The sequence below is a fragment of the Microbacterium fluminis genome, from assembly GCF_051549805.1.
Classification (GTDB): Bacteria; Actinomycetota; Actinomycetes; order Actinomycetales; family Microbacteriaceae; genus Microbacterium.
Genome location: NZ_CP196042.1, coordinates 2,982,931 through 3,006,889 on the forward strand (window position 1 = coordinate 2,982,931; position 23,959 = coordinate 3,006,889).

At 71.4% G+C, this 23,959-nt stretch carries 21 protein-coding genes; 3 read left to right on the forward strand and 18 right to left on the reverse strand.

The features are described 5' to 3' along the window. Positions 1-143: 143 nt before the first annotated feature. Complete coding sequence (locus ACSJDX_RS14435) at positions 144-1,313, reverse strand: PrsW family intramembrane metalloprotease (RefSeq protein ID WP_438353333.1); 1,170 nt, start codon at positions 1,311-1,313, stop codon at positions 144-146. An 88-nt stretch (positions 1,314-1,401) separates the two neighbouring features. Here ACSJDX_RS14435 and ACSJDX_RS14440 point away from each other — a divergent pair, with 88 nt between their 5' ends. Beyond that, entirely contained in the window at positions 1,402-2,271 is an 870-nt protein-coding gene (locus ACSJDX_RS14440; protein ID WP_438353334.1) for a fumarylacetoacetate hydrolase family protein, read from the forward strand. 58 nt (positions 2,272-2,329) lie between these two features. On the opposite strand, the gene ACSJDX_RS14445 is transcribed toward ACSJDX_RS14440, so the two are convergent. The 3 genes from ACSJDX_RS14445 to ACSJDX_RS14455 all read right to left on the reverse strand — a co-directional run bounded on the left by ACSJDX_RS14445 (position 2,330) and on the right by ACSJDX_RS14455 (position 5,320). Then, positions 2,330-2,716: a DUF4190 domain-containing protein gene (locus ACSJDX_RS14445; RefSeq protein WP_438353335.1), complete on the reverse strand. Its 387-nt coding sequence runs from the start codon at positions 2,714-2,716 to the stop codon at positions 2,330-2,332. A gap of 97 nt (positions 2,717-2,813) precedes the next feature. After that, positions 2,814-4,286, reverse strand: coding sequence for an aspartate ammonia-lyase (locus ACSJDX_RS14450; RefSeq protein WP_438353336.1), 1,473 nt, complete (start codon positions 4,284-4,286; stop codon positions 2,814-2,816). A gap of 125 nt (positions 4,287-4,411) precedes the next feature. Further along, positions 4,412-5,320 (reverse strand): phosphodiesterase, encoded by a 909-nt coding sequence (locus ACSJDX_RS14455; RefSeq protein WP_438353337.1) that lies wholly within the window; start codon positions 5,318-5,320, stop codon positions 4,412-4,414. Positions 5,321-5,402: 82 nt separating this feature from the next. Between ACSJDX_RS14455 and ACSJDX_RS14460 the strand changes: the two genes are divergently transcribed. Then, positions 5,403-7,523 carry a S9 family peptidase gene (locus tag ACSJDX_RS14460; protein ID WP_438353338.1) on the forward strand — a complete coding sequence of 707 codons (2,121 nt, stop codon included), beginning with the start codon at positions 5,403-5,405 and terminating at the stop codon, positions 7,521-7,523. 14 nt (positions 7,524-7,537) lie between these two features. Here ACSJDX_RS14460 and ACSJDX_RS14465 read toward each other — a convergent pair whose 3' ends face one another. From ACSJDX_RS14465 to ACSJDX_RS14525, 13 genes are all read right to left on the reverse strand, one after another. Next, positions 7,538-8,566, reverse strand: coding sequence for a 6-phosphofructokinase (locus ACSJDX_RS14465; protein ID WP_438353339.1), 1,029 nt, complete (start codon positions 8,564-8,566; stop codon positions 7,538-7,540). Positions 8,567-8,729: 163 nt separating this feature from the next. Then, positions 8,730-10,904, reverse strand: a complete 2,175-nt coding sequence (locus tag ACSJDX_RS14470) for a DEAD/DEAH box helicase (RefSeq protein ID WP_438353340.1) — start codon at positions 10,902-10,904, stop codon at positions 8,730-8,732. A 196-nt stretch (positions 10,905-11,100) separates the two neighbouring features. Further along, positions 11,101-11,739: a hypothetical protein gene (locus ACSJDX_RS14475; RefSeq protein ID WP_438353341.1), complete on the reverse strand. Its 639-nt coding sequence runs from the start codon at positions 11,737-11,739 to the stop codon at positions 11,101-11,103. Positions 11,740-11,854: 115 nt separating this feature from the next. Then, positions 11,855-14,110 carry a heavy metal translocating P-type ATPase gene (locus ACSJDX_RS14480; protein WP_438353342.1) on the reverse strand — a complete coding sequence of 752 codons (2,256 nt, stop codon included), beginning with the start codon at positions 14,108-14,110 and terminating at the stop codon, positions 11,855-11,857. Next, positions 14,107-14,319, reverse strand: coding sequence for a heavy-metal-associated domain-containing protein (locus ACSJDX_RS14485; RefSeq protein WP_438353343.1), 213 nt, complete (start codon positions 14,317-14,319; stop codon positions 14,107-14,109). Before ACSJDX_RS14485 ends, ACSJDX_RS14480 begins: the two co-directional genes overlap by 4 nt. Positions 14,320-14,392: 73 nt before the next feature. Beyond that, a complete protein-coding gene (locus ACSJDX_RS14490; RefSeq protein WP_438353344.1) occupies positions 14,393-15,253 on the reverse strand; it encodes an aldehyde dehydrogenase family protein in 861 nt (286 codons plus the stop codon). Beyond that, positions 15,250-16,764 (reverse strand): aldehyde dehydrogenase family protein, encoded by a 1,515-nt coding sequence (locus ACSJDX_RS14495; RefSeq protein ID WP_438353345.1) that lies wholly within the window; start codon positions 16,762-16,764, stop codon positions 15,250-15,252. The genes ACSJDX_RS14490 and ACSJDX_RS14495 overlap by 4 nt, the downstream gene beginning before the upstream one ends. A gap of 17 nt (positions 16,765-16,781) precedes the next feature. Further along, the gene (gene deoC, locus ACSJDX_RS14500) at positions 16,782-17,765 is read right to left on the reverse strand and encodes a deoxyribose-phosphate aldolase (protein WP_438355000.1); all 984 of its coding nucleotides are present in this window, start codon (positions 17,763-17,765) and stop codon (positions 16,782-16,784) included. A 119-nt stretch (positions 17,766-17,884) separates the two neighbouring features. Beyond that, positions 17,885-18,844: a bifunctional riboflavin kinase/FAD synthetase gene (locus ACSJDX_RS14505; protein WP_438353346.1), complete on the reverse strand. Its 960-nt coding sequence runs from the start codon at positions 18,842-18,844 to the stop codon at positions 17,885-17,887. Continuing rightward, positions 18,841-19,305 carry a hypothetical protein gene (locus ACSJDX_RS14510; protein ID WP_438353347.1) on the reverse strand — a complete coding sequence of 155 codons (465 nt, stop codon included), beginning with the start codon at positions 19,303-19,305 and terminating at the stop codon, positions 18,841-18,843. Before ACSJDX_RS14510 ends, ACSJDX_RS14505 begins: the two co-directional genes overlap by 4 nt. Before the next feature lie 92 nt (positions 19,306-19,397). Further along, positions 19,398-19,766: a hypothetical protein gene (locus ACSJDX_RS14515; protein WP_438353348.1), complete on the reverse strand. Its 369-nt coding sequence runs from the start codon at positions 19,764-19,766 to the stop codon at positions 19,398-19,400. Next, the gene (gene truB, locus ACSJDX_RS14520) at positions 19,763-20,659 is read right to left on the reverse strand and encodes a tRNA pseudouridine(55) synthase TruB (RefSeq protein ID WP_438353349.1); all 897 of its coding nucleotides are present in this window, start codon (positions 20,657-20,659) and stop codon (positions 19,763-19,765) included. Before truB ends, ACSJDX_RS14515 begins: the two co-directional genes overlap by 4 nt. After that, the gene (locus ACSJDX_RS14525; protein ID WP_438353350.1) at positions 20,659-21,279 is read right to left on the reverse strand and encodes a uridine kinase; all 621 of its coding nucleotides are present in this window, start codon (positions 21,277-21,279) and stop codon (positions 20,659-20,661) included. The genes truB and ACSJDX_RS14525 overlap by 1 nt, the downstream gene beginning before the upstream one ends. 43 nt (positions 21,280-21,322) lie before the next feature. On the opposite strand from ACSJDX_RS14525, the gene ACSJDX_RS14530 reads away from it, so the two are divergent. Next, the gene (locus tag ACSJDX_RS14530; RefSeq protein WP_438353351.1) at positions 21,323-22,189 is read left to right on the forward strand and encodes an A/G-specific adenine glycosylase; all 867 of its coding nucleotides are present in this window, start codon (positions 21,323-21,325) and stop codon (positions 22,187-22,189) included. A gap of 119 nt (positions 22,190-22,308) precedes the next feature. Here ACSJDX_RS14530 and ACSJDX_RS14535 read toward each other — a convergent pair whose 3' ends face one another. After that, positions 22,309-23,925, reverse strand: coding sequence for a serine hydrolase (locus ACSJDX_RS14535; RefSeq protein ID WP_438353352.1), 1,617 nt, complete (start codon positions 23,923-23,925; stop codon positions 22,309-22,311). Between the last annotated feature and the right edge of the window lie 34 nt (positions 23,926-23,959).

The following is a 23,959-nucleotide window of genomic DNA, read 5'->3' on the forward strand; positions in this document are numbered from 1 at the left end:
GCCGTGACGCCGCGGGCGCTCTTGACAGGCCCCCACCGCCTGGGCATCCTGGGGGCAGGCCAACTCAGCGCCCGGTAGACACGCAGGCATCGCCGCGGCACCGGGCGCTGAGTCTGTCCGTGGGTCTCGCGCGAGAGGCCGGCTCAGGGCGCGAACAGCGCCGCGCGTGACTGCGCCGCCCGCTGCAGCAGCACGCGCTCGTCCTCGGCGGCGCCGGGATCGCGTCCGGAGAGCGCGCGCTGACGCGCGGCGGCCAGCCCCGTGGCATCCGCGATGAACGACCGCATCACCCGGGCGCGATCGCCCCGCAGACCGCGCGCCCACGCGATCCCCGCACGGCGCCCGGCCGGCGTCGCGAGCATGTCGACCTCCTGGGCGGTGAACCAGCCCGCCGCCGCGTAGTCGCCGAGACGGGCGCGGGTGAGCCGCGCCTCCTCGCGGCGGAGCGCGACGATCCCGAGCACGAACAGCACGAACAGCGGCACCTGCAGCGTCGCGTACAGCGCGAAGAAGTCGAAGAACGTCGCCGAGCCGTTCCACAGCGCGTGCAGCACCACCGCCCCGATCATCCCGGTGATCCACAGCCCCACGGCGCGACCCGGCGCGTACCCGCGGCGCGCGGCCAGGCCGAGCGCGAAGCCGGTGAGCACGGTGAACATGACGTGGGCGAACGGCGAGAGGATGCCGCGCAGGAAGAACGTCGTGCTCACCTGCGCGGCGCCGCCCTCGATCATGCTGATCGCGAAGTACTGGATGTTCTCGGTGAAGGCGAAGCCCGCACCGACCAGCGCCCCGTAGACCACTCCGTCGACCGGGCCGTCGAAGGCGCGCCTGGCCGACGCGAAGATCACGAACACCCCCAGACCCTTGGCGAACTCCTCGACGATCGGCGCCTGCACCACCGATCTGAACGCGTCGGCGGCGGCGTCGGTGGCCGACCCGAACACGATCGAGAGCAGGAGGTCCACGGCGAGGGCGATCGCGACGGCGACCACCGCCCCCCAGGCCACGGCGGCGATCACCAGCCCGCGCGGCTCCGGCTCCCACCGGTCGATGAGACGCACGGCGGCGAGCACACCGGCCAGCGGCAGCAGCGCCAGGATCATGCCGACGACGGATGCCTCGGTCCCCAGGAAGGCCAGGAAGTATCCGGCCACTCCGAGGCACACCAGCACCAGCAGCGCGATCAGCCAGATCGCGACGCTGCGCCCCTTCCTCGGCAGAGGCGGGAGCGCGGGCGGCCGGGACGGGGGCGGGACGATCGGCGCGGGACTGCCCGGGTGCGGCTGCGACAGCGGCGAGGGGTAGCTCATGCCGATCAGCCTAGGGAGCGCCCGCGTGCGTGCACGACCCGGACCGCCCGCGTGCGCGCGACCCCTGAGGGGCCGGTAGCGTGGTCACATGCGCTTCGCCCATGTGACCGTTCCGGGCGCACGGGAGCCGCGCCTGTCCGTCGTGATCGACCGCGAGGCGATCCTCGTGGAGGATCTGCTCGACGGGGGGCCGCGCTTCCTCGAGGAGCTCATCGCCGGCGGTGACGATCTGCTCGCACAGGTGCGCGCGGCATCGGTCGAGACGGCGGCGCCGAGGCATCCGCTCTCCGACGTCGTGTTCGCCTCGGCGGTGCTCGCTCCCCCGGTCATCCTCGCCGTCGGCCTCAACTACGCCGCGCACTCGAGCGAGCTCGGGCTGAAGACCGACTCGACCCCCACCGTGTTCGTGCTGTGGCCGAATTCGCTGACGGCGCACGAGGCCACCACCGCATGGCCGCGCTCGTTGAGCGAGTCGGTGGACTACGAGGCCGAGCTCGGCGTGATCATCGGCCGGCCCGCCAAGGACGTGGCCGCAGCCGACGCCCTCTCGCACGTGTGGGGCTACACGGTGGTCAACGACGTCACCGCGCGCGACATCCAGTACTCCGAAGCGCAATGGTCGCGCTGCAAGTCGTTCGACGGCTTCACGCCCACCGGGCCCTTCGTCGTCACCGCCGACGAGATCCCCGACCCGCAGGACCTGCACATCTGGACGGAGCTCGACGGACACACTCTGCAGGACGCCTCGACGGCCCAGATGGTGCGTCCGGTGTCGACGCTGATCGCGCATCTGTCCCGCGCGGCGACCCTCCTGCCCGGCACCCTCATCTCTACGGGCAGCCCCGGCGGCGCCGGCTACTCGCGCGACCCCCAGATCTTCCTCCGCGACCGCTCCACCGTGACGGTGGGCATCGACGGCATCGGCGCGCTCACGACGCACTGCCGCATCCTCGACTGATCCCGTCGGGAACGACGAAGGCGGCGGCTCCCGGAAGGGAGCCGCCGCCTTCTGCGCCTCAGTTGGCGGGGCAGGTGTAGGTGACACCGCCGATGATGTGCTCGCCGGGGCCGTTCTGCGCGCAGATCTCGGCGAGGTTGCCGAGCGCCGCACCCGCGACCGCGAACAGCGAGACCGCGACGATGATGCCGACGACCAGCAGCACGGCGCCGATGATGATGGCGGCGACGGCCGGACCGTTCTTCACCCCGGCCTTGCGGCTCTGCACGAGCGCCACGATGCCGAGGATGAGACCGATGACGTTGAAGAAGATCGCGACGAAGACGGCGACGATGCCGAGCGTCTTGCCGGGCACCGAGGCGGCCGGGGCGCCGTAGGCCGGCGGGGCCGCCTGGTAGGCCGGTGCCGCGGGCGGCGGGGTGAGCGGGGCGTTGGGATCGGTCATGGGGAGACTCCTTGCTGCGTACGAATATGAGATGCGTCTCATAAAGTAGCGGTCAAAGAGGTCCGCGCGACAGAGGCTGCGGTAACAATTCGGACCGTCAGTGCTCCTGCTGGGCGACGATGTCCTCCGCTGCCGTGACGATGGGGATCGCGGCGGTGATGGCTTCGAGGCCCGACAGGCGGGCCGGCGACAGCTGCTTGAGCACCTCGTCGCGCGACATCAATCCCGCCTCCACCACCAGATCGGCCACGTTGCGGTTGGTCAGGAGCGCGGTCTTGGCCAGCGCCGCGGCCGCCGAGTATCCGATGAACGGCGTCAGCGCGGTGATCACGCCGACCGACGAGCCGACCATGGCGCCCAGCCGCTCGCGGTTCGCGGTGATGCCGTCGACGCAGTTCACGCGCAGCGTCCACATCGCCTGCCGCATCCAGGTGATCGACTGGAAGATCGAGTGGGCGATCACCGGCTCGAACGCGTTCAGCTGCAGCTGGCCGCCCTCGACCGCCATCGTCACCGTCATGTCGGCGCCGACCACCGAGAAAGCCACCTGGTTGACCACCTCGGGGATGACGGGATTGACCTTGCCCGGCATGATGCTCGAGCCCGCCTGCCGGGGCGGCAGATTGATCTCGCCGAAGCCGGCCTGCGGACCGCTGGAGAGCAGACGGAGGTCGTTGCAGATCTTCGACAGCTTGATCGCGTTGCGCTTCAGCGACGCGGAGAACGACATGAACGATCCGGTGTCGCTCGTGGACTCCACGAGGTCGCTCGCGGTCTCGAGGTCGAGTCCGGTGATCTCGCGCAGGTGACGCAGCACCGCCGAGGCGTACGCGGCATGGGCGGTGATGCCGGTGCCGATGGCGGTCGCGCCCATGTTGATCTCGAACAGCAGGTAGGCGTTCTCGGTGAGACGCTGATGGTCGTAGCCGAGCGTGCTGGCGAAGCCGTGGAACTCCTGACCGAGGGTCATGGGAACGGCATCCTGCAGCTGCGTGCGCCCGACCTTCAGCACGTCGTGGAACTCGACGGCCTTGTCGAGGAACGACTGGCGCAGCAGGCTCAGTTCGTCCAGGAGGCTGCCGAGCGTGAGCGCCAGACCGATCTTGATCGCGGTCGGATACACATCGTTGGTCGACTGGCTGCGATTCGTGTGATCGAGCGGCGAGAGGAACGCGTAGTCCCCCTTCTCGCGCCCCGCCAGCTCGAGCGCGATGTTGGTGATCACCTCGTTCGCGTTCATGTTGGTCGAGGTGCCGGCCCCGCCCTGGATGACCCCGACGGTGAACTGGTCGTGGAACTCCCCGTCGATGACGCGCTGCGAGGCGCGGTCGATCAGGTCGGCCTTGTCGGCATCCAGCACGCCGATCTCGGCGTTCGCCCGCGCGGAGGCCTGCTTCACCATCGCGAGTGCGCGCACGAGGTCGGGATAGACCGAGATCGGGCGTTTCGCGATCGGGAAGTTCTCCAGAGCGCGGGCGGTGTGGATGCCCCAGTAGGCGTCCTCGGGAATCTCGAGCGAGCCGAGCGAATCGGTCTCGATGCGGGTGCGCGTCATTGCGTCCAGTGCCATGTCTGTGCGTCCTCGTGGGTCACGTCGGGGCGGATGGGGATGCTTCGAGGGTACCCGGGGGCCTCACCGGCCAGCCGTGTACGCGCTGTACAACCGACCTCCGCGACTGGACGGCGGGGTGAACGTCACGAGCGCTTGCGGGAGAACTCCTCGAGCCGCTCGTCGGGTGTGAGGCGCGACATCCGCTCCACCCATTCGGCCGAGAAGAAGTCGCCGGTCGGCGCGTCGACGACCGGCACCACCGCGGCGGTCACCGTGTCGTCGTACACGTGCACGAGGGAGAAGGACTGGCCCGCATCCATGCCGTTGACCGCCGCTGCCGGGCGCTGCAGGTTCATCGTGTAGCAGGTCGCCGCCGCGACGTGCACCGGGACACCGGCGAACGTTCCGCTGGTCGAGTAGTGCAGGTGACCGGCGAGGATGCCGCGCACGTCGGTGCCCGCCAGGACGTCGGCCAGACGCGACTGCTCGCGCAGCTCGAGGATGTCGAACAGCGGCAGGTGACTCGGCAGCGGCGGATGGTGCAGCGCCAGCAGCGTGCCCAGCGGAGCCGCAGTGCCGAGCTCGGTGCGGAGCCACTCGAGCTGGGCGTCGTCGAGGTCGCCGTGGTGCCAGCCGGGGACGGTGGAGTCGAGCGCGATCAGCCGCAGGCCGCCGAGGTCCCAGACGCCGGTGACCGGCTCCTCGGTGGCGGTGAGGTCGAGCAGTCCCGCCCGCAGCGCCGGGCGCTCGTCGTGGTTGCCCGCGACCCACACGATCGGCGCGCCGAGCTCGTCCGCGAGCGGCTCGACCGCGGCGCGCAGGGCGGCGTAGGCCTCGGGCTCGCCGAGGTCGGTGAGATCGCCGGTGAACACGATCGCGTCGGGACGGATGCCGAGCCCGGCCACCGCCTCGAGCGTGCGGGCGAGATGGCCCGCCGTGTCGTAGACCCCACCGAGGAGGCGCCCCCCGCCGAGGAGATGGGTGTCGCTCAGGTGCACGATCGTGCGGCGAGCGGGCGGGTACTGACCGAACTGCACGGATGCCGCGACCATGCGCCCAGCCTACGGTGCGGCACCGACGCGGCCGGCGTCCGGGAGCGCCGTCGGGCGCGACGGCTCGGCTAGCGTGGGGACCGTGACCGACAGCATCCCTCCCGCCCCCGTCGCCCGCCGCCAGCCGATCGTCCGCAGCCACCACGGCGACGACGTCGAGGACGCCTACGAGTGGATGCGGGACAAGGAGGAGCCGTCGGTCATCGCCCACCTCGAGGCGGAGAACGCCTACACCACCGCACGCACCGCCCACCTCGCAGGACTGCGCGAGAGCATCTTCGAGGAGATCAAGGGACGCACCCTCGAGACCGACCTGTCGGTCCCGTCGCGTCGTGGCGCCTGGTGGTACTACGGGCGCACCGTCGAGGGCCAGCAGTACGGGATCCAGTGCCGCGCGCCGCTCGCCTCGGCCGACGACTGGACGCCCCCCGAGCTCTCCCCCGACGTGCCCGTCCCCGGCGAGCAGGTCCTGTTCGACGGCAACGTCGAGGCCCAGGGTCTGGAGTTCTTCTCCCTGGGGGCGTTCGACGTCACCGACGACGGTCGGCGCATGCTGTGGGGCGTGGACGCGTCGGGCGACGAGCGCTACGTCGTGCGGGTCCGCGACCTCGAGACCGGCGAGACGCTCCCCGACACGATCGAGGGCACGGCGGGCGGCGCGCAGTTCTCCCCCGACGGGGCGTCGATCATCTATTCCACCGTCGATGACAAGTGGCGCCCCGACACGGTGTGGCGTCACGAGGTGGGGACGGATGCCGCGGGCGACGTCACGCTCTTCCACGAGCCCGACGAGCGCTTCTGGCTCGGTGCGGGCTTCACGCGCAGCGAGAAGTATCTGGTGATCGGGATGGGGTCGTCGATCACGTCCGAGGACTGGCTCGTGCCGGCATCCGACCTGTCCGCCGCGCCGCAGGTGGTCTGGCCGCGCCGCGAGGGCGTGGAGTACTCCGTCGATCACGCGATCGTGGACGACGAGGACGTGCTGCTGATCCTCCACAACGACGGCGCGCTGGACTTCGAGCTCGCGCGGGTCGCGGCATCCGATCCCTCCGGAGAGCGGACCGTGCTGCTGCCGCACACCCCTGGAACGCGCCTGCTCGACGTCGACTGCTTCCGCGATTTCGCCACCGTCGAGTACCGCCGCGAGGGGCTCTCGCGCGTCGGCCTGCTCGACTACCGCACCGGCGCGGTCGATGAGCTCGCCTTCGACGAGCCGCTCTACTCCGCCGGCTTCGGCGGCAACCGCGAGTGGGCGCCGCCGCTGCTGCGGGTGGGCTACGACTCGTTCGTCACCCCCAACACCGTCTACGACTACGACCTCGCCGGCGGCGATCTGCTGCTGCGCAAGCGCCAGCCCGTGCTCGGCGGCTACGACCCGGCCGACTACGCGCAGGCGCGGGTCTGGGCGACCGCCTCGGACGGGACCGAGGTGCCGATCTCGCTGGCCTGGAAGCGCTCGTTCGGGGAGGCGGGCGCGGAGCCGCGTCCGCTGCACCTGTACGGCTACGGGTCGTACGAGCACTCCATCGACCCGCGGTTCTCGGTGGCGCGCCTGTCGGAGCTCGACCGCGGGGTCGTGTTCGCGGTGGCGCACGTGCGCGGCGGCGGCGAGCTTGGCCGGCAGTGGTACGAGGACGGCAAGCTGCTGCACAAGCGCAACACCTTCACCGACTTCGTCGACGCCGCGCGGCACCTCGTCGACCGCGGCTACACGACCCCGTCGCGCCTGGTGGCCGAGGGCGGTTCGGCCGGCGGTCTGCTGATGGGCGCCGTCGCGAACGTCGCGCCCGAGCTGTTCGCGGGCATCGTCGCGGACGTGCCGTTCGTCGACGCGCTGACCTCGATCCTCGACGAGGACCTGCCTCTCACGGTGATCGAGTGGGACGAGTGGGGCGACCCGCTGCACAACGCCGACGTGTACGCGTACATGAAGTCGTACACGCCCTACGAGAACGTGCGGGAGGGTGCCTCCTACCCGAAGATCCTCGCGGTGACGTCCCTCAACGACACCCGGGTGCTGTACGTCGAGCCGGCCAAGTGGGTGGCGCGCCTGCGCGAGGTCGGCGCCGATGCGCTCCTCAAGTGCGAGATGGTCGCCGGCCACGGCGGCGTGAGCGGGCGCTACAACGCCTGGCGCGAGCGCGCGTTCGAGCTGGCCTGGCTGCTCGACGTGCTCGGCCTCGCCGACTCGTCCGAGGACTGAGCCGCGCGCGGGGCTCAGCCGAAGAGCGCGGCCGCCTCCTCGTAGCGGTAGAGGGGCACCGTGTTGAGCTCGCCGAGGGCGTCGGCGAACGGCACGCGCACGATGTCGGTGCCGCGCATCGCGACCATCTGGCCCCAGGCGCCGTCGTGGAGGGCGTCGGCGGCGTGCAGGCCGAGGCGCGTCGCGAGAACGCGGTCGAACGCCGACGGCGACCCGCCGCGCTGGATGTGGCCGAGCACGGTGGCGCGCGTCTCGACGCCCGTGATCCGCTGGATCTCGGGGGCCAGCACCTCGCTGATGCCGCCCAGGCGGGGGCGGTTGAACGCGTCGAGGCCCTTGTCGCTGAACGCCTCGTCCATGCCGGTGAGCGTGAAGCCCTCCGACACGACCACCAGCGGCGCGCGGCCGCGGTCGTGGGCGCGCGTGACCTGCGCGGTGATCTCGTCGATCGACATCGGCACCTCGGGGATGCAGATGACGTGCGCGCCCGCCGCGATGCCGGCGTGCAGGGCGATCCAGCCCACGTGGCGGCCCATGACCTCGGCGACCATGCAGCGCTGGTGCGAGTCGCCGGTCGTGCGCAGGCGGTCCATCGCATCGGTGGCGATGTTGACGGCGGTGTCGAACCCGAACGAGTAGTCGGTCGCGCGCAGGTCGTTGTCGATGGTCTTGGGCACGCCGATGACGTTGATGCCGTCCTTCGACAGGCGGTCGGCCGCCGCGAGGGTCCCCTCGCCGCCGATCGCGACGATGCCGTCGATGCGGTGGCCGTACAGCGTCTTGGAGATGTTGTCCGCTCCCCCGCGCGACCCCTCGTAGGGGTTCGTGCGCGAGGTGCCGAGGATCGTGCCGCCGATCTTCGACAGCCCCTTGACCTCGTGACGGGTGAGCGGGAAGAAGTCGGCGTCGACCACGCCGCGCCAGCCGTCGCGGATGCCGACGAACTCGATGTCGTAGTTGGTGGTGCCCTTGAGCACGATGCCGCGGATGACCGCGTTCAGTCCGGGGCAGTCCCCACCGCTCGTCAGGATGCCGATCTTCATGCTGTGGTCCTCGCTGTCGGGATGATCGAGTCGGCGACGCTGCCTCACCCGACATTAGTGCCGGATGCCGCACCCTGCCACACGGCCGGGTCGCCCCGGGCGCACCACGGCGGCAGGGACGACGAAGGCGCCCCCGGAGCGGGGGCGCCCTCGTTCGAGCCGCTCAGGCGGCGCCGAGCGCCTGTCGCGTCAGGTGCATCAGCGCCGACAGCTGCACCGAGTCGCTGGACTGCGGGTCGACCGCCTCGCCGTCGAGCGCCCGCGCCGCGAGCCCCTGCTTCGAGTCGATCAGCTCGGCGATCTTCGTGTCGATCGTGTGCGCCGCGATGATGCGCCACGCCGTCACCGGCTCGTCCTGGCCGATGCGGTGCACGCGGTCGATCGCCTGCGTCTGCTCGGCCGCCGTCCACGACAGCTCGGCGAGCACCACGTTCGAGGCCGCCTGCATGTTGACGCCTACGCCCGCCGCGGTGAGCGAGCAGACCGCGATCCCGACCCCGGGATCGGTGTTGAACGCGTCGATCGCCGCCTGGCGCGCCGTGCTGGTCTGGTCTCCGCGGAGCGAGACGGTGCGGAGGCCGGATGCTGCGAAGTGGCGCTCGGCGGCATCCATCACGTCGATGTGCTTGGCGAAGAAGACCACCTTGCCCACCGAGCGCTGCAGCTGCGCGGCGTAGTCGGCGGCCAGGAGCGCCTTGGCCTGACCGATGCGGCGCACCATCGTGAAGACGTTCTCGGAGCCGGTGCCGGCGGCCTTGGACTCCTCGAGCTCGTTGTGCGCGACGAGGCGCACGATGTCGTCGTCGATCTCGCCGGGAGCGAGTCCGCGGTCTCCGCGCGCCTCGATGATGCGGCGGTACCGATCGGCGAGTCGATGACCGAGCTCGCGCTCGGCCTGGCGGATCGAACGGCCGTACTCGTCGTCGAGCTCGACGGGCAGGTCGGCGATGAGCTTGTCGGGCAGGTCGGCGGCGACGTCCTTCTTCTTGCGCCGCACGATGCCCATCGAGATGACCGCCTCGCGGGCCTCGGGGTAGAACGCCTTGTCGGCGGGGGTCAGTCCCGTGGCGTCCAGCTTCTCCATCAGCTCGGGACCGGGCTTCTCGCCGTTGGTCCAGCCCAGGAAACGCCAGATCGCGTCGAAGTCCTCGACGTCGTTGATGAGCGGCGTGCCGGTGAGGGCGAGCAGCAGCGGATCGCGCACCTGCTCGCGGATGCGACCCGCGAGGGCGAGCACGTTCTGCGAGCGCTGCGACGTGAGGTTCTTGATGAAGTGCGCCTCGTCGACGACCAGACCCTTCAGTCCGATCGAGCTGAGCCACGACAGGTGCCGGTCGAGGATCTCGTAGTTGACGATGAACACGTCCGCGAACGCGTCGATGTTCTCGCCGTCGCCCTGGATGACCGTGGCGCGACGGTGCGGCGTCCACCGCTCGACCTCGCGCGCCCAGTTCATCTTCACGACGTTGGGCACGACCGCCAGCAGTGGGTAGGCCCCGGCGACGGATGCCGCGAGCACCGACTCGGCGGTCTTGCCCAGGCCCGGCTCATCGGCGAGCAGGAACGAGCGGTGCCCCTCCCGGACGGCCTCGAGGAACCGCGACTGGTGCGGCATGACCTCGAGCCCCTTGGGTGACAGGCGGTCGAACTCGGGCACCGAGGGAAGGTCCATCGACGCGGCCGATCCGCCGGCGCCGGTCTCGAACGCCTTGTAGAGCGGGCCCATCAGCTCCCACCCGTCGAGGCGCCGGCGCGGGTGCGACGCCCCGTTCCGCGGACCGAGATCGGGGGGCAGGAACGGATTGGCCATCTGGCGCGCCTCGATCGTGACCGGCACGACCTGTCGTTGGGCGAGCGCGGCCGGCACAACGGGCGCCGCGGAGGCGACGGGAGCGATGTCGGTGATGATCAGCTCGTCGGGATCGAGGTCGGCGCCCGATTCGAGGAGCCAGTCGCGCCGCATCCGCTTCGCGACGGGCGAGGCGGCCTGGTCGACTTCGAGCAGCTGGATGAGCGAGGTGTCACGCGCCGCCGTCTTGGCCAGGATCGTGGCGACCCCGTCGAGACGCTTGAGCAGTTCGGCGCGGGCGCCGTCGGCGAGCTCGCCGTCGGCCTTGACCCGGGCGCGCTCCTCACGGACGAGGAACGCGATCACCTGGAACTTGGTGCGATTGGTGGGGCCGAGCTTGCCGCGCTGGGCCTTCGCTTCGACCTCCCGCACCTTGCGGGCGAGGATCGGGATGATCGGTGCTTCGTCGTCGCGCCTCGACGACGACGTCTTCCTGCGACGGTTCGCAGGGCTCTGCGCAGACCTCTGCGCGGATGCCGTGGGCGGCATGCTCCTCCTGAGCGTAGGTGCCGGATTGATCCGGCGAGTACCGATCGGGATCGGTCGTATCGGCGTGCTCCGCGGCCGGTTCGGGATTCCGGGACGGTCGCGGTGCCCGGGAAAAGGCCGAGTTCGCGTGAACCCGCTTCAGCGGTGCGCTCTCGACGTCGTATCCCCGTGGCTCAGTCTACGCCATGCCGGGCGGTCACCCCCAGAGTGTGACCGCGATGTCCTGCGTGTAGCCGTCGGGGTTCACGCTCAACCAGGACGTGGCGATCCACCCGTTGCCGCGCACCAAGTGGGATTCGCCGCGCTTGATCAGCTTGTCGTCCTGCGTGATCTGCTCCTGCTGGAACGTGCACAGCGTGCCTCCTCCGCCAGGTGCGCAGGCGAAGCCGGAGTTCTGCAGGGCGGCGAGCACTCGCGCGGACTGCGCCGCGTCGACGATCGTGACGTTCGTCGACATCCCCGACTCCGACGGTGTGCCCCACGAGCAGCGGATCGTGGGTGCTCCGGAATTCAGCACCTCGAGCGCGTCGACGTTCTGCGTGGACAGCATGGTGACGCCCGGGTCGTTCAGCGGCGGCGTCTGGGTGTCGAGCATCGACAGCATGCCGGCGGAGTAGATCTTGTCGCACGCCGTCGGAAGGGAGATCGTGTCGGCCGCAGAGGTCGGAGTGGGCGTCGGCGTGCTCGAGGGTCCGGCGGACGGGCCGCTCGTCGCAGGCGCCGTCGTGGCTCCGCCGGCGTCGGGCTCGGCCACGCAGGCCGCCAGTCCCGTCGCGAGCACGACGAGGGTCAGCGCTGCGGCCCAGCTCCTCGAGAGGCGGGGGGTCGTCGGCATCCTGTCTCCGTTCATCGGTCTGCTTCGACCGTACCCGCGCTCCTGCAGCGGGCCGTCCGCGCGCGCCGGTGACGCCGCAAGCCGGGTCGGAACGGATGCCGGGGTTAGGCCCGACTCAGAGCGCGCGGCGCAGTCGCAGGCTGTTGAGCACCACGAACACGCTGGAGAACGCCATCGCCGCGCCCGCGATCATGGGGTTGAGGAAGCCGAGCGCGGCGAGCGGGAGCGCGGCGACGTTGTACGCGAACGCCCAGAACAGGTTGCCGCGGATGATCCCCATCGTGCGGCGGCTGAGCCGGACGGCATCGACCGCCGCGGTCAGCTCCGAGCGCACCAGGGTGATGTCGCTGGCGTGCATCGCGGCATCCGTCCCCGCTCCCATCGCGATGCCGAGGTCGCTCGTCGCCAGGGCTGCGGCGTCGTTCACCCCGTCGCCGACCATGACGACACGGTGACCCTCGGCGCGCAGGCGTTCGATCTCGGCGACCTTGCCTTCGGGCAGCACCCCGGCGATGACCGTCTCGATGCCCACCTCGGCTGCGACGGCGCGCGCGACGCCGGCGTTGTCCCCGGTCAGCAGCACGGGGCGGAGGCCGAGTGACCGGAGCGCCGCAACGGCCCGTGCGCTGTCCGGGCGGACGGTGTCGGCGACCTCGATCACGGCGCGCGCGGCGCCGTCCCATCCGACGACGACCGCGGTGGCGCGCGTCTCGGCGTCGCGGACGGCCGAAGCCAGAGCGGACGGGAGGATCACGCCGAGCTCGGCGGCGAACGACGGCCGCCCGGCGAACACGGCACGGTCGCCGACGACGCCGGTGACGCCGCGACCGGCGTGATTGGCGAAGCCCTCGACCGGCGCGGGATCGCCCTCCGACGCGGCCACGACGGCGGTGGCGACCGGGTGCTCGGAGGCGGCTTCGACGGCGGCCGCGAGGCCCAGCGCCTCGGCCCGGTCCACGCCCGACGCCACGGTCACGGCGACCACCGACATCCGTCCGCTCGTCACCGTTCCGGTCTTGTCCAGCACGACGGTGTCGACCCGGTCGGCCGCTTCCAGCGCCTCGGGCCCGGTCACCAGGATGCCGCGCTGCGCCCCGCGACCGGTGCCCACCAGCACCGCGATCGGAGTCGCGAGGCCGAGCGCGCACGGGCACGCGATGATGAGCACCGCAACAGCGGCGGTGAAGCCGGCGGCGGCCGGCTGTCCGGCGAGGATCCAGCCGATGAGGGTGAGGACCGCGAGCACGATGACGACGGGGACGAACACCCCGGAGATGCGGTCGGCCAGCCGCTGCACGCGGCTCTTGCCGGCCTGCGCGTCTTCGACGAGCCGGGCGATGTGCGCGAGGCGCGTGTCGGCGCCCACCGAGGTCGCGCGGACATGAAGTCGCCCGTCCACGGCGATCGTGCCGCCGGTGACCGAGGCCCCGGGCGCCGCGTCGACGGGCACGGATTCGCCGGTGAGCATGCTCTGGTCGACGGTGGCGGTGCCGTCCTCGACGATGCCGTCGGTGGCGATCTTCTCCCCCGGACGCACCACGAACAGGTCTCCCACGCGGAGGTCGTCGACGGGCACGCGGTGGCCGTCGGCCAGCTCCACGTCGCGCGCTCCGAGGTCGAGCAGCGCGCGCAGCGCGGCGCCGGCGCGGCGCGTCGAGCGCTGCTCGATGACGCGGCCCAGCAGCAGGAACACCGTCACGGCGGCCGTGACCTCGAAGTAGACGAGCGACGACGCGTCGTCGGGACGTCCGAACAGCGAGAAGCCGTGCACCATGCCGATCTGCCCGGCCGTGCCGAACACCAGCGCCCACAGGCTCCAGAGGTAGGCCGCGCCGGTGCCCAGCGTGATCAGGGTGTCCATCGTCATCGCACCGTGACGGGCGTTTCGCAGCGTCGCACGGTGGAACGGCCATCCTCCCCACAGCACGATCGGCGTCGTGAGGACGAGCGAGACCCACTGCCAGCCGGGGAACTGCAGGGCGGGGATCATCCCGATCGCGATCACCGGCACCGCGAGCGCCGCGCTGACCACCAGTCGGGTGCGCAGGGTGGTGGCGCCGGGGGCGTCCTCGACGTCGTGCACATGGCCGGTGTCGGCGGCGTGGTGGCCGTGCCCGATGTGTGCATCCGGCGCCGGATGCCTCGGGCCCGGTGTGCGCACGGAGGCGTCGTAGCCCGCTTCGCGCACCGCGGCGATCAGCCGGTCTGCGGGCACGTCCGCCGGGTAGGTCACCTTCGCCGACTCGGTGGCGAGGTTGACCGCGGCGGTCACGCCCTCCAATCCCTGCAGTCGCTTCTCGACGCGGGCGACGCAGCTGGCGCAGGTCATGCCCTCGATGTCGAGGGTGGCCTCCTGCAGCGGCGTGCTCATGCTCGGCCTGCGAAGGCGTAGCCGGCCTCCGCCACGGCGGCCGCGACCGCTGCGTCATCGGGATCGGCGTCCGAGGTGACGATGACGGAGCGCGCCGCGACATCCACCTTCACGTCCTGCACGCCGGAGACTCCGCTCACTTCACGGGTGACGGCGGCGGCGCAGTGCGCGCAGGTCATTCCGTCGACGAGGTAGGTGAGGGTGGTCATGGCTGCTCCTCCGGTCGGTGTCTCCGGTGCAACCACCATACCCCCTGGGGGTATTCCCGCGGGGCGCAAGACGTCAGATCAGGCTCTTGGTGTGCCAGACCGTCTTCGTCTCGGTGAACGCCGTGATCCGCTCGAGGCTGGGCGCCGCGGCATCCGGACCCTCCTCCGGAGGGAGAACACGCTTGAGCGTGTCTGCCGCGGCGATCTGCAGGTCGACCCAGTCGATCGCCGACGCGCCCACGAGGTCGAGCGCGTTCACGTCGGCATGGGAGGCGAGCCACGGTGCGATCTCGGCCGGTGAACCGGTGAGCACGTTCACCACGCCCCCGGGTACATCGCTCGTGGCGAGCACCTCGGCGAGCGAGATCGCCGACAGGGGGAACCGCTCGCTGGCCACCACGACCACCGTGTTCCCGGTCACGAGCGGCGGTGCGACGGCAGAGACGAGACCGAGCAGGGAGGAGTCCTGCGGGGCGATCACCGCGACGACACCCGTCGGCTCGGGCACCGAGATGTTGAAGTACGGACCCGCGACGGGGTTGGCGTTGCCCGCGACCTGCGCGTGCTTGTCGGTCCATCCCGCGTACCAGACCCAGCGGTCGATCGCCTCGTCGACCTGCGCGCCGGCCGCTGCCACCGACACGCCCTCCTGCTGGACGACCTCGTCCACGAACTGCGCACGACGGCCTTCGAGCAGTTCGGCGATCCGGTACAGCACCTGTCCGCGGTTGTAGGCCGTCGCCCCGGACCAGCCCTTCACGGCACCGCGCGCGGCGACGACGGCGTCGCGTGCGTCCTTGCGCGACGCGAGCGCCGCGTTGGCGAGGAAACCGCCCTTCGCCGAGACGACTTCATAGGTGCGTCCCGACTCGCTGCGGGGGAACGCTCCCCCGATGTAGAGCTTGTACGTCTTCGGTACGGTCAGACGGGTCACTTCTTCACCGCCTTCTTCGCAGGGCCGGTCGTTCGGGCGGAGCCGGTCGCGCCGGCGGACAGTGCGGCGCGGGCGGATGCCGCGGGGGCGAGGTAGGCCGCCAGGCCGTGCCGTCCGCCCTCCCGACCGTAGCCGGACTCCTTGTAGCCGCCGAAGGGGGAGGCCGGGTCGAAACGGTTGAAGGTGTTCGCCCAGACCACCCCGGCGCGGAGCTTGTCGGCGACGGCGAGAATACGGCTGCCCTTGTCCGACCAGATGCCCGCCGACAGTCCGTACGGGGTGTTGTTCGCCTTCGCGATAGCCTCGGCCGGCGTGCGGAAGGACAGCACCGACAGCACCGGGCCGAAGATCTCCTCGCGGGCGATGCGGTGGCTCGTCTCGACGTTCGTGAAGATCGTCGGGGCGAACCAGAAGCCGTTGTCGGGGATCACGCAGTCGGGGCTCCAGCGTTCGGCGCCCTCGTCCTCGCCCGCGGCGGTGAGCGTGCGGATGCGCTCGAGCTGCGCGGCGGAGTTGATCGCCCCGATGTCGGTGTTCTTGTCGAGCGGGTCGCCCAGTCGGAGGGTCGACAAGCGGGTCTTCAGCCGGTCGACGACCTCGTCGTGGATCGACTCCTGCACGAGCAGCCGGCTGCCCGCGCAGCACACGTGCCCCTGGTTGAAGAAGATGCCGTTGACGATGCCCTCGATCGCCTGGTCGATGGGCGCGTCGTCGAAGACGATGTTCGCCGCCTTGCCGCCGAGCTCCAGAGTGACCTTCTTGCCGGTGCCGGCGACCTGCTTCGCGATCGCGCGTCCGACGCCCGTCGAGCCGGTGAAGGCGACCTTGTCGACGTCGGCCGCGACGAGGGCGGCACCGGTCTTCCCCGCGCCGGTGACGATGTTCACCACGCCCGGCGGAAGGTCGGCCTGCTGCAGGATCTCGGCGAACAGCAGCGCCGACAGCGGGGTCGTCTCGGCGGGCTTGAGCACGACCGTGTTGCCGGCGGCGAGCGCCGGGGCGATCTTCCACGCCAGCATGAGAAGCGGGAAGTTCCACGGGATGACCTGTCCGGCCACGCCGAGGGCCCGCGGGTTCGCGCCGAGCCCGGCGTAGTCGAGCTTGTCCGCCCAGCCGGCGTAGGAGAAGAACCACGCCGCCACCAGCGGCACGTCGACGTCGCGGCTCTCCTTGATGGGCTTGCCGTTGTCGAGGCTCTCGGCCACGGCGAGTTCGCGCGCGCGCTCCTGCACCAGGCGGGCGATGCGGAACAGGTACTTCCCGCGGTCGCGACCGCTCATCCTCGACCACGTCTTGTTGTACGCGCGACGTGCCGCGGCCACGGCGTCGGCGACGTCGGCGTCGTCGGCGGTGGAGATCATCGCGATGTGCGACTCGTCGGCGGGCGAGATGGTCGCGAACGGCGTCCCCCGACCGGCACGGAACTCCCCGTCGATGAACAGCCCGTACTCGTCCCGCAGGTGCAGGATCGAGCGGGACTCGGGGGCGGGGGCGTATTCCAGGAAGCTCATGTCCGTCCTCAGTCGGTTCAGTCGATCGTCACGTAGTCGGCGCCGGAGTAGTGTCCGGAGCTCAGCTTCTGCCGCTGCAGCAGCACGTCGTTCAGAAGGCTCGACGCGCCGTAGCGGAACAGGTGCGGCTGCAGCCATTCCTCCCCCACCGTCTCGGCGACGGTCACGAGGTACTTGACCGCGTCCTTCGACGTGCGGATGCCGCCGGCCGGCTTGACCCCGACCTTCGCTCCGGTCGCGCGGTACCAGTCGCGCACCACCTCCAGCATGAGCAGCGTCGTCGGCAGGGTCGCCGCGGGCTGCACCTTGCCCGTCGAGGTCTTGATGAAATCGCCGCCGGCGAGGATCGCCAGCCACGACGCGCGCTTGATGTTGTCGTAGGTGTTCAGCTCGCCCGTCTCGAGGATCACCTTGAGCGACGCCGACGTCCCGTCCGCGCGCCGGCAGGCCGCCTTCACCTGCACGATCTGGTCGAACACGAGCCCGTAGCGCCCGGCGAGGAACGCCCCGCGGTCGATCACCATGTCGATCTCGTCCGCGCCGGCCGCCACGGCCTCGGCGGTGTCGCGCAGCTTGACGTCGAGCGAGGACCGCCCGCTGGGGAACGCCGTCGCGACGGCGGCGACCGAGACGAGGCCGTCGTCGGGGTCGCCGTGGGCGGACCCGAGCGCCTCGACGGCGTAGGGGACCATGTCGCCGTACACGCACACCGCCGCCACACGGGGCGTCGACGCGTCGGAGGCATCCGGCCGCAGTGCCTTCGCGACCAGCGAGCGCACCTTGCCCGGGGTGTCTGCGCCCTCGAGAGTGGTCAGGTCGATCAGCTCGATGATGCGGTCGAGCGCCCAGCTCTTCGACGAGGTCTTGATCGACCGGGTGCCCAGACCCGCCGCGCGCTGCTCGAGGCCCACCGCATCCACTCCGGGAAGCCCGTGCAGGTAGCGGCGCAGGGTGGTGTCGTCGGGCTGGTCGCCGAGCAGTTCGAGCGCCCGATCGGGCACGGTCTGGAGTGCGGTCCGCGGCAAGGGAATCTCCTCGGTGGTGGGTCGGACGGGTGGTCCGGGCGGGCGTGGCCTGCGGTTCCGATCGTAGAGCGGCCCCGACGGCGGGTCTACGCGGGTCAGGTGAGCGAGGCGCGCACGCGCGCGACGTCGTCGGTCATCTGCTCGATGAGGGGACCGATGCCGTCGAAGGCGACCATGCCGCGGATGCGGGCGGTGAACTCGACCTCGACGCGGTGGCCGTACAGATCGAGGTCGGTCTCGTCGAGCACGTACGCCTCGACCTGACGCACCGGCACGTCGCCGAAGGTGGGGTTGGTGCCGACGCTGATCGCGGCGGGGAAGCGCTGCCCGGGCCGCAGGCCCTCGGTGCGGATCTCATCCACCAGCCAGCCGGCGTACACCCCGTCGGCGGGCACGTAGCCCTCCAGGTCGGGCGACAGGTTCGCCGTCGGGAACCCCAGTTCGCGGCCGCGCTTCAGACCGTGGACGACCTCTCCCCACACGGTGGGCGGATGCCCGAGCAGACGTCCGGCCCCCTCGACGTCGCCGACCGCGAGGAGTTCGCGCACCCACGTCGACGACACCCGCCGGCCGCCGTCTGCCGAGCGCACGTCGGCGACCACGTCGACGGCGAACCCGAGCTCGGCGCCCATCTCGCGCAGCAGGTCGGGGGTGCCCGCCCCGCCGCGGCCGAAGCGGAAGTCCTCGCCGACCAGCACCGTCTGCACGGACAGCGCGTCGACCAGCACGTGCTCGACGAACTGCCGCGGAGACAGCCCCGCCAGAGCCTCGTCGAACGTGAGCATCAGCGTCGCATCGACACCCGCGTCACCCAGCAGCGAGAGCTTCTGCGCGACACCGACGAGGCTCTCCGGGCACCGTTCGGGGCTCAGCAGGCTCAGCGGGTTGCGGTCGAACGTGACCGCGACGACGCGGGCTCCGGTGAGCGCGGCATCCACCCGCGCCCTGTTGATCACGGCCCGGTGACCGGCGTGCACACCGTCGAACTTGCCGATGGCGACCACGGAGGGCCCGAAGTCGGCCGGCACGTCGGCGGGAGCGCGGAAGACGATCATCGCTCGACGGCGACGACCGGATCGGATGCCGCGGCACCGGTGGTCACGGGACGATGGCGGATGAGCCACCACAGGCCGAAGAACGGCAGGACGAGCGGGATGAACAGGTAGCCGTAGCCGAACCACGACCACACGGTGGGGTGGGCGAACAGCGCCGGGAGCACGAAGGACAGCGTCCCGATCACGAGCACTCCGGCCAGCTCGAACACGATCGCGACCCACGCGACGAGGTACCACGTGCGCGATCGCGAGAAGACCAGCGCCAGCGTGGCGACGATGTAGACCACCGCCGACAGCGCCGACAGCGTGTAGGCCAGCGGCGCCTGATCGAACTTCTCGGCGATCTGCACGAAGGAGCGGCCCGTCGCGGCCAGCGCCATGACGGCGTACACGATCACGAGAACGCGACCGATCCCGGTCATACGGCGCGCGGGGGCGGGGGCGGGGGCGGCGGTGGACATGGCGGCTCCCAGCTTAGTTGGCGTCAGACGAGCGGATGCCTCATCCCGGGCTCCGCTCGCCGGTGCGCGCCGGACGAGGGTCGCGGAGCGGCTCAGGCGACCTGGATCGACCAGATCGTCTCCATGCGCCACACCATCACCGCGACGGCCAGACCGGCGATGCCCATGATGACGGTGCTCCAGCGGCTGCGCTCCAGCAGCGCCCAGAAGACCCCCGCGGGTGGCAGCAGCACCGCCGAGACGAGGTAGACCCAGAACTCCAGCAGACTGCCGCTGGGCGGGTTGCCGATCAGGGGCGCCGCGATGGAGACGACCACCTGCACCACCAGGTACAGCTCGAGCAGGGCGAGCGCGCCGACGGTGAGGTCGCTCGGGCGACGGCCGACGAGCCCGAGCACGACGCACAGCAGCCCGGCGAGCGTGGCGATCGCCACACCGACGTAGGTGAGCCAGAGGATCACGCGGCCTCCTCGGGCAGATTCATGGTGCTCTTCACGTCGGTGCCGCGACGCTCGACCACCCCCACCAGGACGCCGTCCGGATCGATGGCCGCCGCAGGGTAGCGTGCGGCGCGCACGGCCGCGTCGGGCAGCCGTTTGCCGTGGCGCAGGTCGCGCGCCTCGTCGGCGCTGACGTGCAGGGCGCCGAGCACCTCCGCCGCGACCGCGGCGGGGTCGCGGAGCGCGTCGATCCCGATCGCGTCGGCGGAGACCGCGTCCTCGACCGCGAAGGCACCGATCCGCGTGCGGCGCAGCGCGGTGAGGTGGCCGCCGACGCCGAGCCCTGCGCCGAGGTCTCGCGCGAGCGCCCGGATGTAGGTGCCGCTGGAGCAGTCCACGACCACGTCGAGGTCGAGGAAGCCGTCGGTGGCGCGGCGGTCGAGGATCTCGAACCTCGACACGGTGACCTCCCGCGCCGCGAGCGCGACCTCCTCCCCCGCCCGCACGAGGTCGTAGGCGCGCCGGCCGGCGACCTTGATGGCCGAGACCGCGCTCGGCACTTGCGAGATCGGGCCGGTGAGCGCGGCGACACCGGCGTGGATCGCCGCGTCGTCGATCGCGGCGAGGGACGAGGCATCCGCCCGATCCGTCTCCTCGCCCTCGGCGTCGTCGGTCGTCGTCGCCGCTCCCAGGCGCATGGTCGCCGCGTAGGTCTTGTCGAGCCCGACGAGGTAGGTGAGCAGGCGGGTCGCCGGTCCGACGCCGAGCAGCAGCAGGCCCGTCGCCATAGGGTCGAGCGTGCCGGCGTGCCCGATCTTGCGGGTGTTCAGCGCTCGCCTCGCCCGCGAGACCACGTCGTGGCTCGTCATCCCGCCCGGCTTGTCGACCAGGGCGATGCCCGAGGGTGCGCCCATCAGCAGAAGTCCTGGTAGACGCGGAACGGATGCTGCGGGTCGCTGTCGTCGACGAGGGCGGATGCCGCGGCGGTGGGCCGCGCGTCACGCCGGTAGAGGTCGAGGACGGGGTGCCACTGCGGGCCCGGCGTCGCCTCGAGCCATACCGACCAGTTCCACACCCCCCGCAGCTCGGGCCGCAGCAGGAACGGCCCGTCCACGATCAGCACCGCATCGCGGGGAGCGGTGACCCACTCGGACTCCCGCGGAGCGTCCCGATCGACGTCGAACGCGGCGAGCTGGAATCCGGTCGTGGCGGAGGTCTGCGCGCCGTCGCGGAACGGCTCGACGAGCACCCGGCGGAAGGTCGAGTAGTCGAACCCGTCGCGATAGAGGCCCTCCTCCGTGTCGCCGTCCGTGTTCCGCTCGGTGCGAGGGCGCCGGAACCCGTCGATCGACGCGCGGAACACCGCCGTATCGGCTTCCGCGAACACCGCCGCGAACCCGTCGGCGAACGTCGCCGTGCCGCGCGCGTCGGCTCCGTCGACGGCGACGACGACACGCCCGGCCGGGTTGTTGTGGCGGACCTCGTCGCGCAGCGCACGCTGGAGGGTGGTCACCGGGGTCGTCGGAAGTCGCACCTCACCAGCCTACGGCGGGGCGTGTCCGCCGTAGGCTGAGCGGATGCCCGACCTCGCCGCGCCGTTGATCGCGTGGTACCGCGAGAATGCACGCGACCTGCCGTGGCGGCACCCGCAGTTCGGCGCGTGGGGTGTGCTCGTCAGCGAGTTCATGCTGCAGCAGACCCCCGTCGCGCGCGTCATCCCCCACCTCGAGGCGTGGCTCGCGCGCTGGCCGACGCCGTCCGCCCTCGCGGCCGACGCCCCGGCGGAGGCGGTGCGCCAATGGGCGAACCTCGGCTACCCGCGTCGGGCGCTGTGGCTGCATCGCGCGGCCGGCGAGATCACCGCCCGGCACGGCGATGTGGTCCCGCGTGATGTCGACGCGCTGCTCGCCCTCACCGGCATCGGCGACTACACGGCCCGCGCGGTCGCGGTCTTCGCGTACGGGGACCGCCATCCCGTGGTCGACACCAACACCCGCCGGGTGCTGGCCCGCGCGGTCGACGGGCGCTCGCAGCCCGGTCCGCCGTCGCGCCGCGATCTCGCCGCGATGGCCGCGATCCTGCCGACGGAGTCCGCGGAAGCCGCGATCGTGAATGCGGCGGCGATGGAGCTGGGCGCCGTGGTGTGCACGGCCCGCGCGCCGCGTTGCGATGCATGCCCGATCCGGAATGCCTGCGCCTGGCGTGCCGCCGGCTACCCCGACACCGGAGACGACCGCCGCCGGCAGGCGCGCTACGAAGGCAGCGACCGGCAGGCGCGCGGCGCCGTGCTGAGGACGCTGCGGGAGGCGGCCCCCGCCCCGGTCCCGGCCGGTTCCGTCCTCGGCGACTGGCCGGATGCCGCGCAGCGCGACCGTGCGATCGACTCGCTGATCGTCGACGGGCTGGTCGAGGCATCCGACGATCTGCTGCACCTCCCCCGCTGAGACCGCGCGCATCCCCGGGAGCCCTCCCTCCCGGCGGCGCGCAGCCCCCCGGCTCCGCTCCACCGAGAGGGAGGACGTGCATCCCCGTCGGCCCCGACGCGCCGCGCAGCGCGTCGGGCTCACCCCGTCCGCGTGAAGGTCCCCAGACCGAACTTGTCGAAGTACTGCAGCGTCACCTGCGAGGCGCTCGCACCGGCGCGCACGAACGTCGCGGACGACAGGGAGCCGGGAAGCGCGTTCTCACCCGTGGGCGCGAAGGCCCAGGTGTCGCCGTCCCACGGCTCGATCGCGAACGTGTACCCGCCGCTCGGGCCCAGGGCGCCCTGCAGCGCGCCGCCCTGCTCGGTCACGACGAGGGTGCCGAAGTACGGGCTCGTGTAGGGGCCGGTGTAGGCCGAGAGCGGGCCAGGGGCGGCGGCCCCCGACGGGGCGGTCTTGTCGGCGAGGTCTCCGGAGGGGTCGGCGAACGAGGCGAACCGCTGCCCCATCAGCTCGACCCAGTCGTGCACGGGGTAGCCGTAGGCCACCACATCGAGGAATTCCTGCGTGATCGCCTCGGGAAGCCCGACCGGAGCGCCGTTGGTGAGCACCACGATGCCGAGATCGAGGTCGGGGATCATCGTGGCCGCGGTCGCGCCGCCCCAGCCGAACGCGCCGGAGTGGTTGAGGTTGACCCGCCCGCCGGCCATCGCGGTGACGTTGATCCCGAAACCGTAGTGCCCCGGCCGGTCGACCATCGACGGCGGCGACGGGCTGATCATCTGCGCGGAGGTCATCGCGCTCAAGGCCTTCGCATCGATGTACTGCTGACCGTTCAGCTGTCCGCCCGACAGCATGAACTCCATCCACTTCGCGATGTCGCCCACGGTCGAGGACACCCCGCCGGCGGGCGCCTCGGCGTCGGGGTTGCGGTCGAACAGCGGCTCGAAGGTCTTGTCGCCGGTCTTCGCGTGCAGCACCGCGCGATCGGCGGCGGCGAGGTAGGCGGCGTGCGATGCGCTCGTGGACGTCATTCCGAGTGGCTGGAAGAGCAGCTCGTCGGCCGCCTGCGACCACGTCTGACCGCGGGATGCCGCCGCGGCCTCCGCTCCGACCGTCAGCCCGAAGTTGGAGTACTGGTAGGTGATGCGGAACGGCGCGAGCGGGATCTGGTTCAGGCGCGACATGATCGTCGCCTGGTCGAATCCGAGATCCTCGAGATCGTCGCCCGCGCCGGTGGGGATGCCCGTGCGGTGCGAGAAGTAATCGGCGACCTGCCCGTTCTGGGTGACGTAGGGGTCCTTCATGGTGAAGCCGGGAAGGAGCTTCTGCACGGGGGTGCTCCACGCTGCGCCTCCGTCGGAGACGATCTTGGCGACCGTCGTGGCGGCCAGCGGTTTAGACAGCGAAGCGATCTGGAACACGGTCCCGGTGTCGACCGGCTCACCCGTGCGGGTGTCGCGCACGCCGAACCCGGACTCGTACACGACCTTCCCGGCGGAGACCACCGCGACGGCGAGCCCGGGGACACCGGTGCGGGTCATGCCGTCCTCGATGAAACCGGGCAGCCGGTCGATCGCGGCGGCGATCGCGGCATCCCGGTCCTGCGGCAGCGCCACGACGTCGGAACTCGGCCGCTCGCCGGTGGTGACCGGGACGGTGCGCGGCTGTTCGGCGGTGCAGGCGGATGCGAGCACGGCGACGGCGACGACCGCGACCCCGGAGAGCGCGAGGCGACGGGGCCGGATTCTGCGCACGGCGGGACTCCTTCGAGAATGCGGACTCACGTAC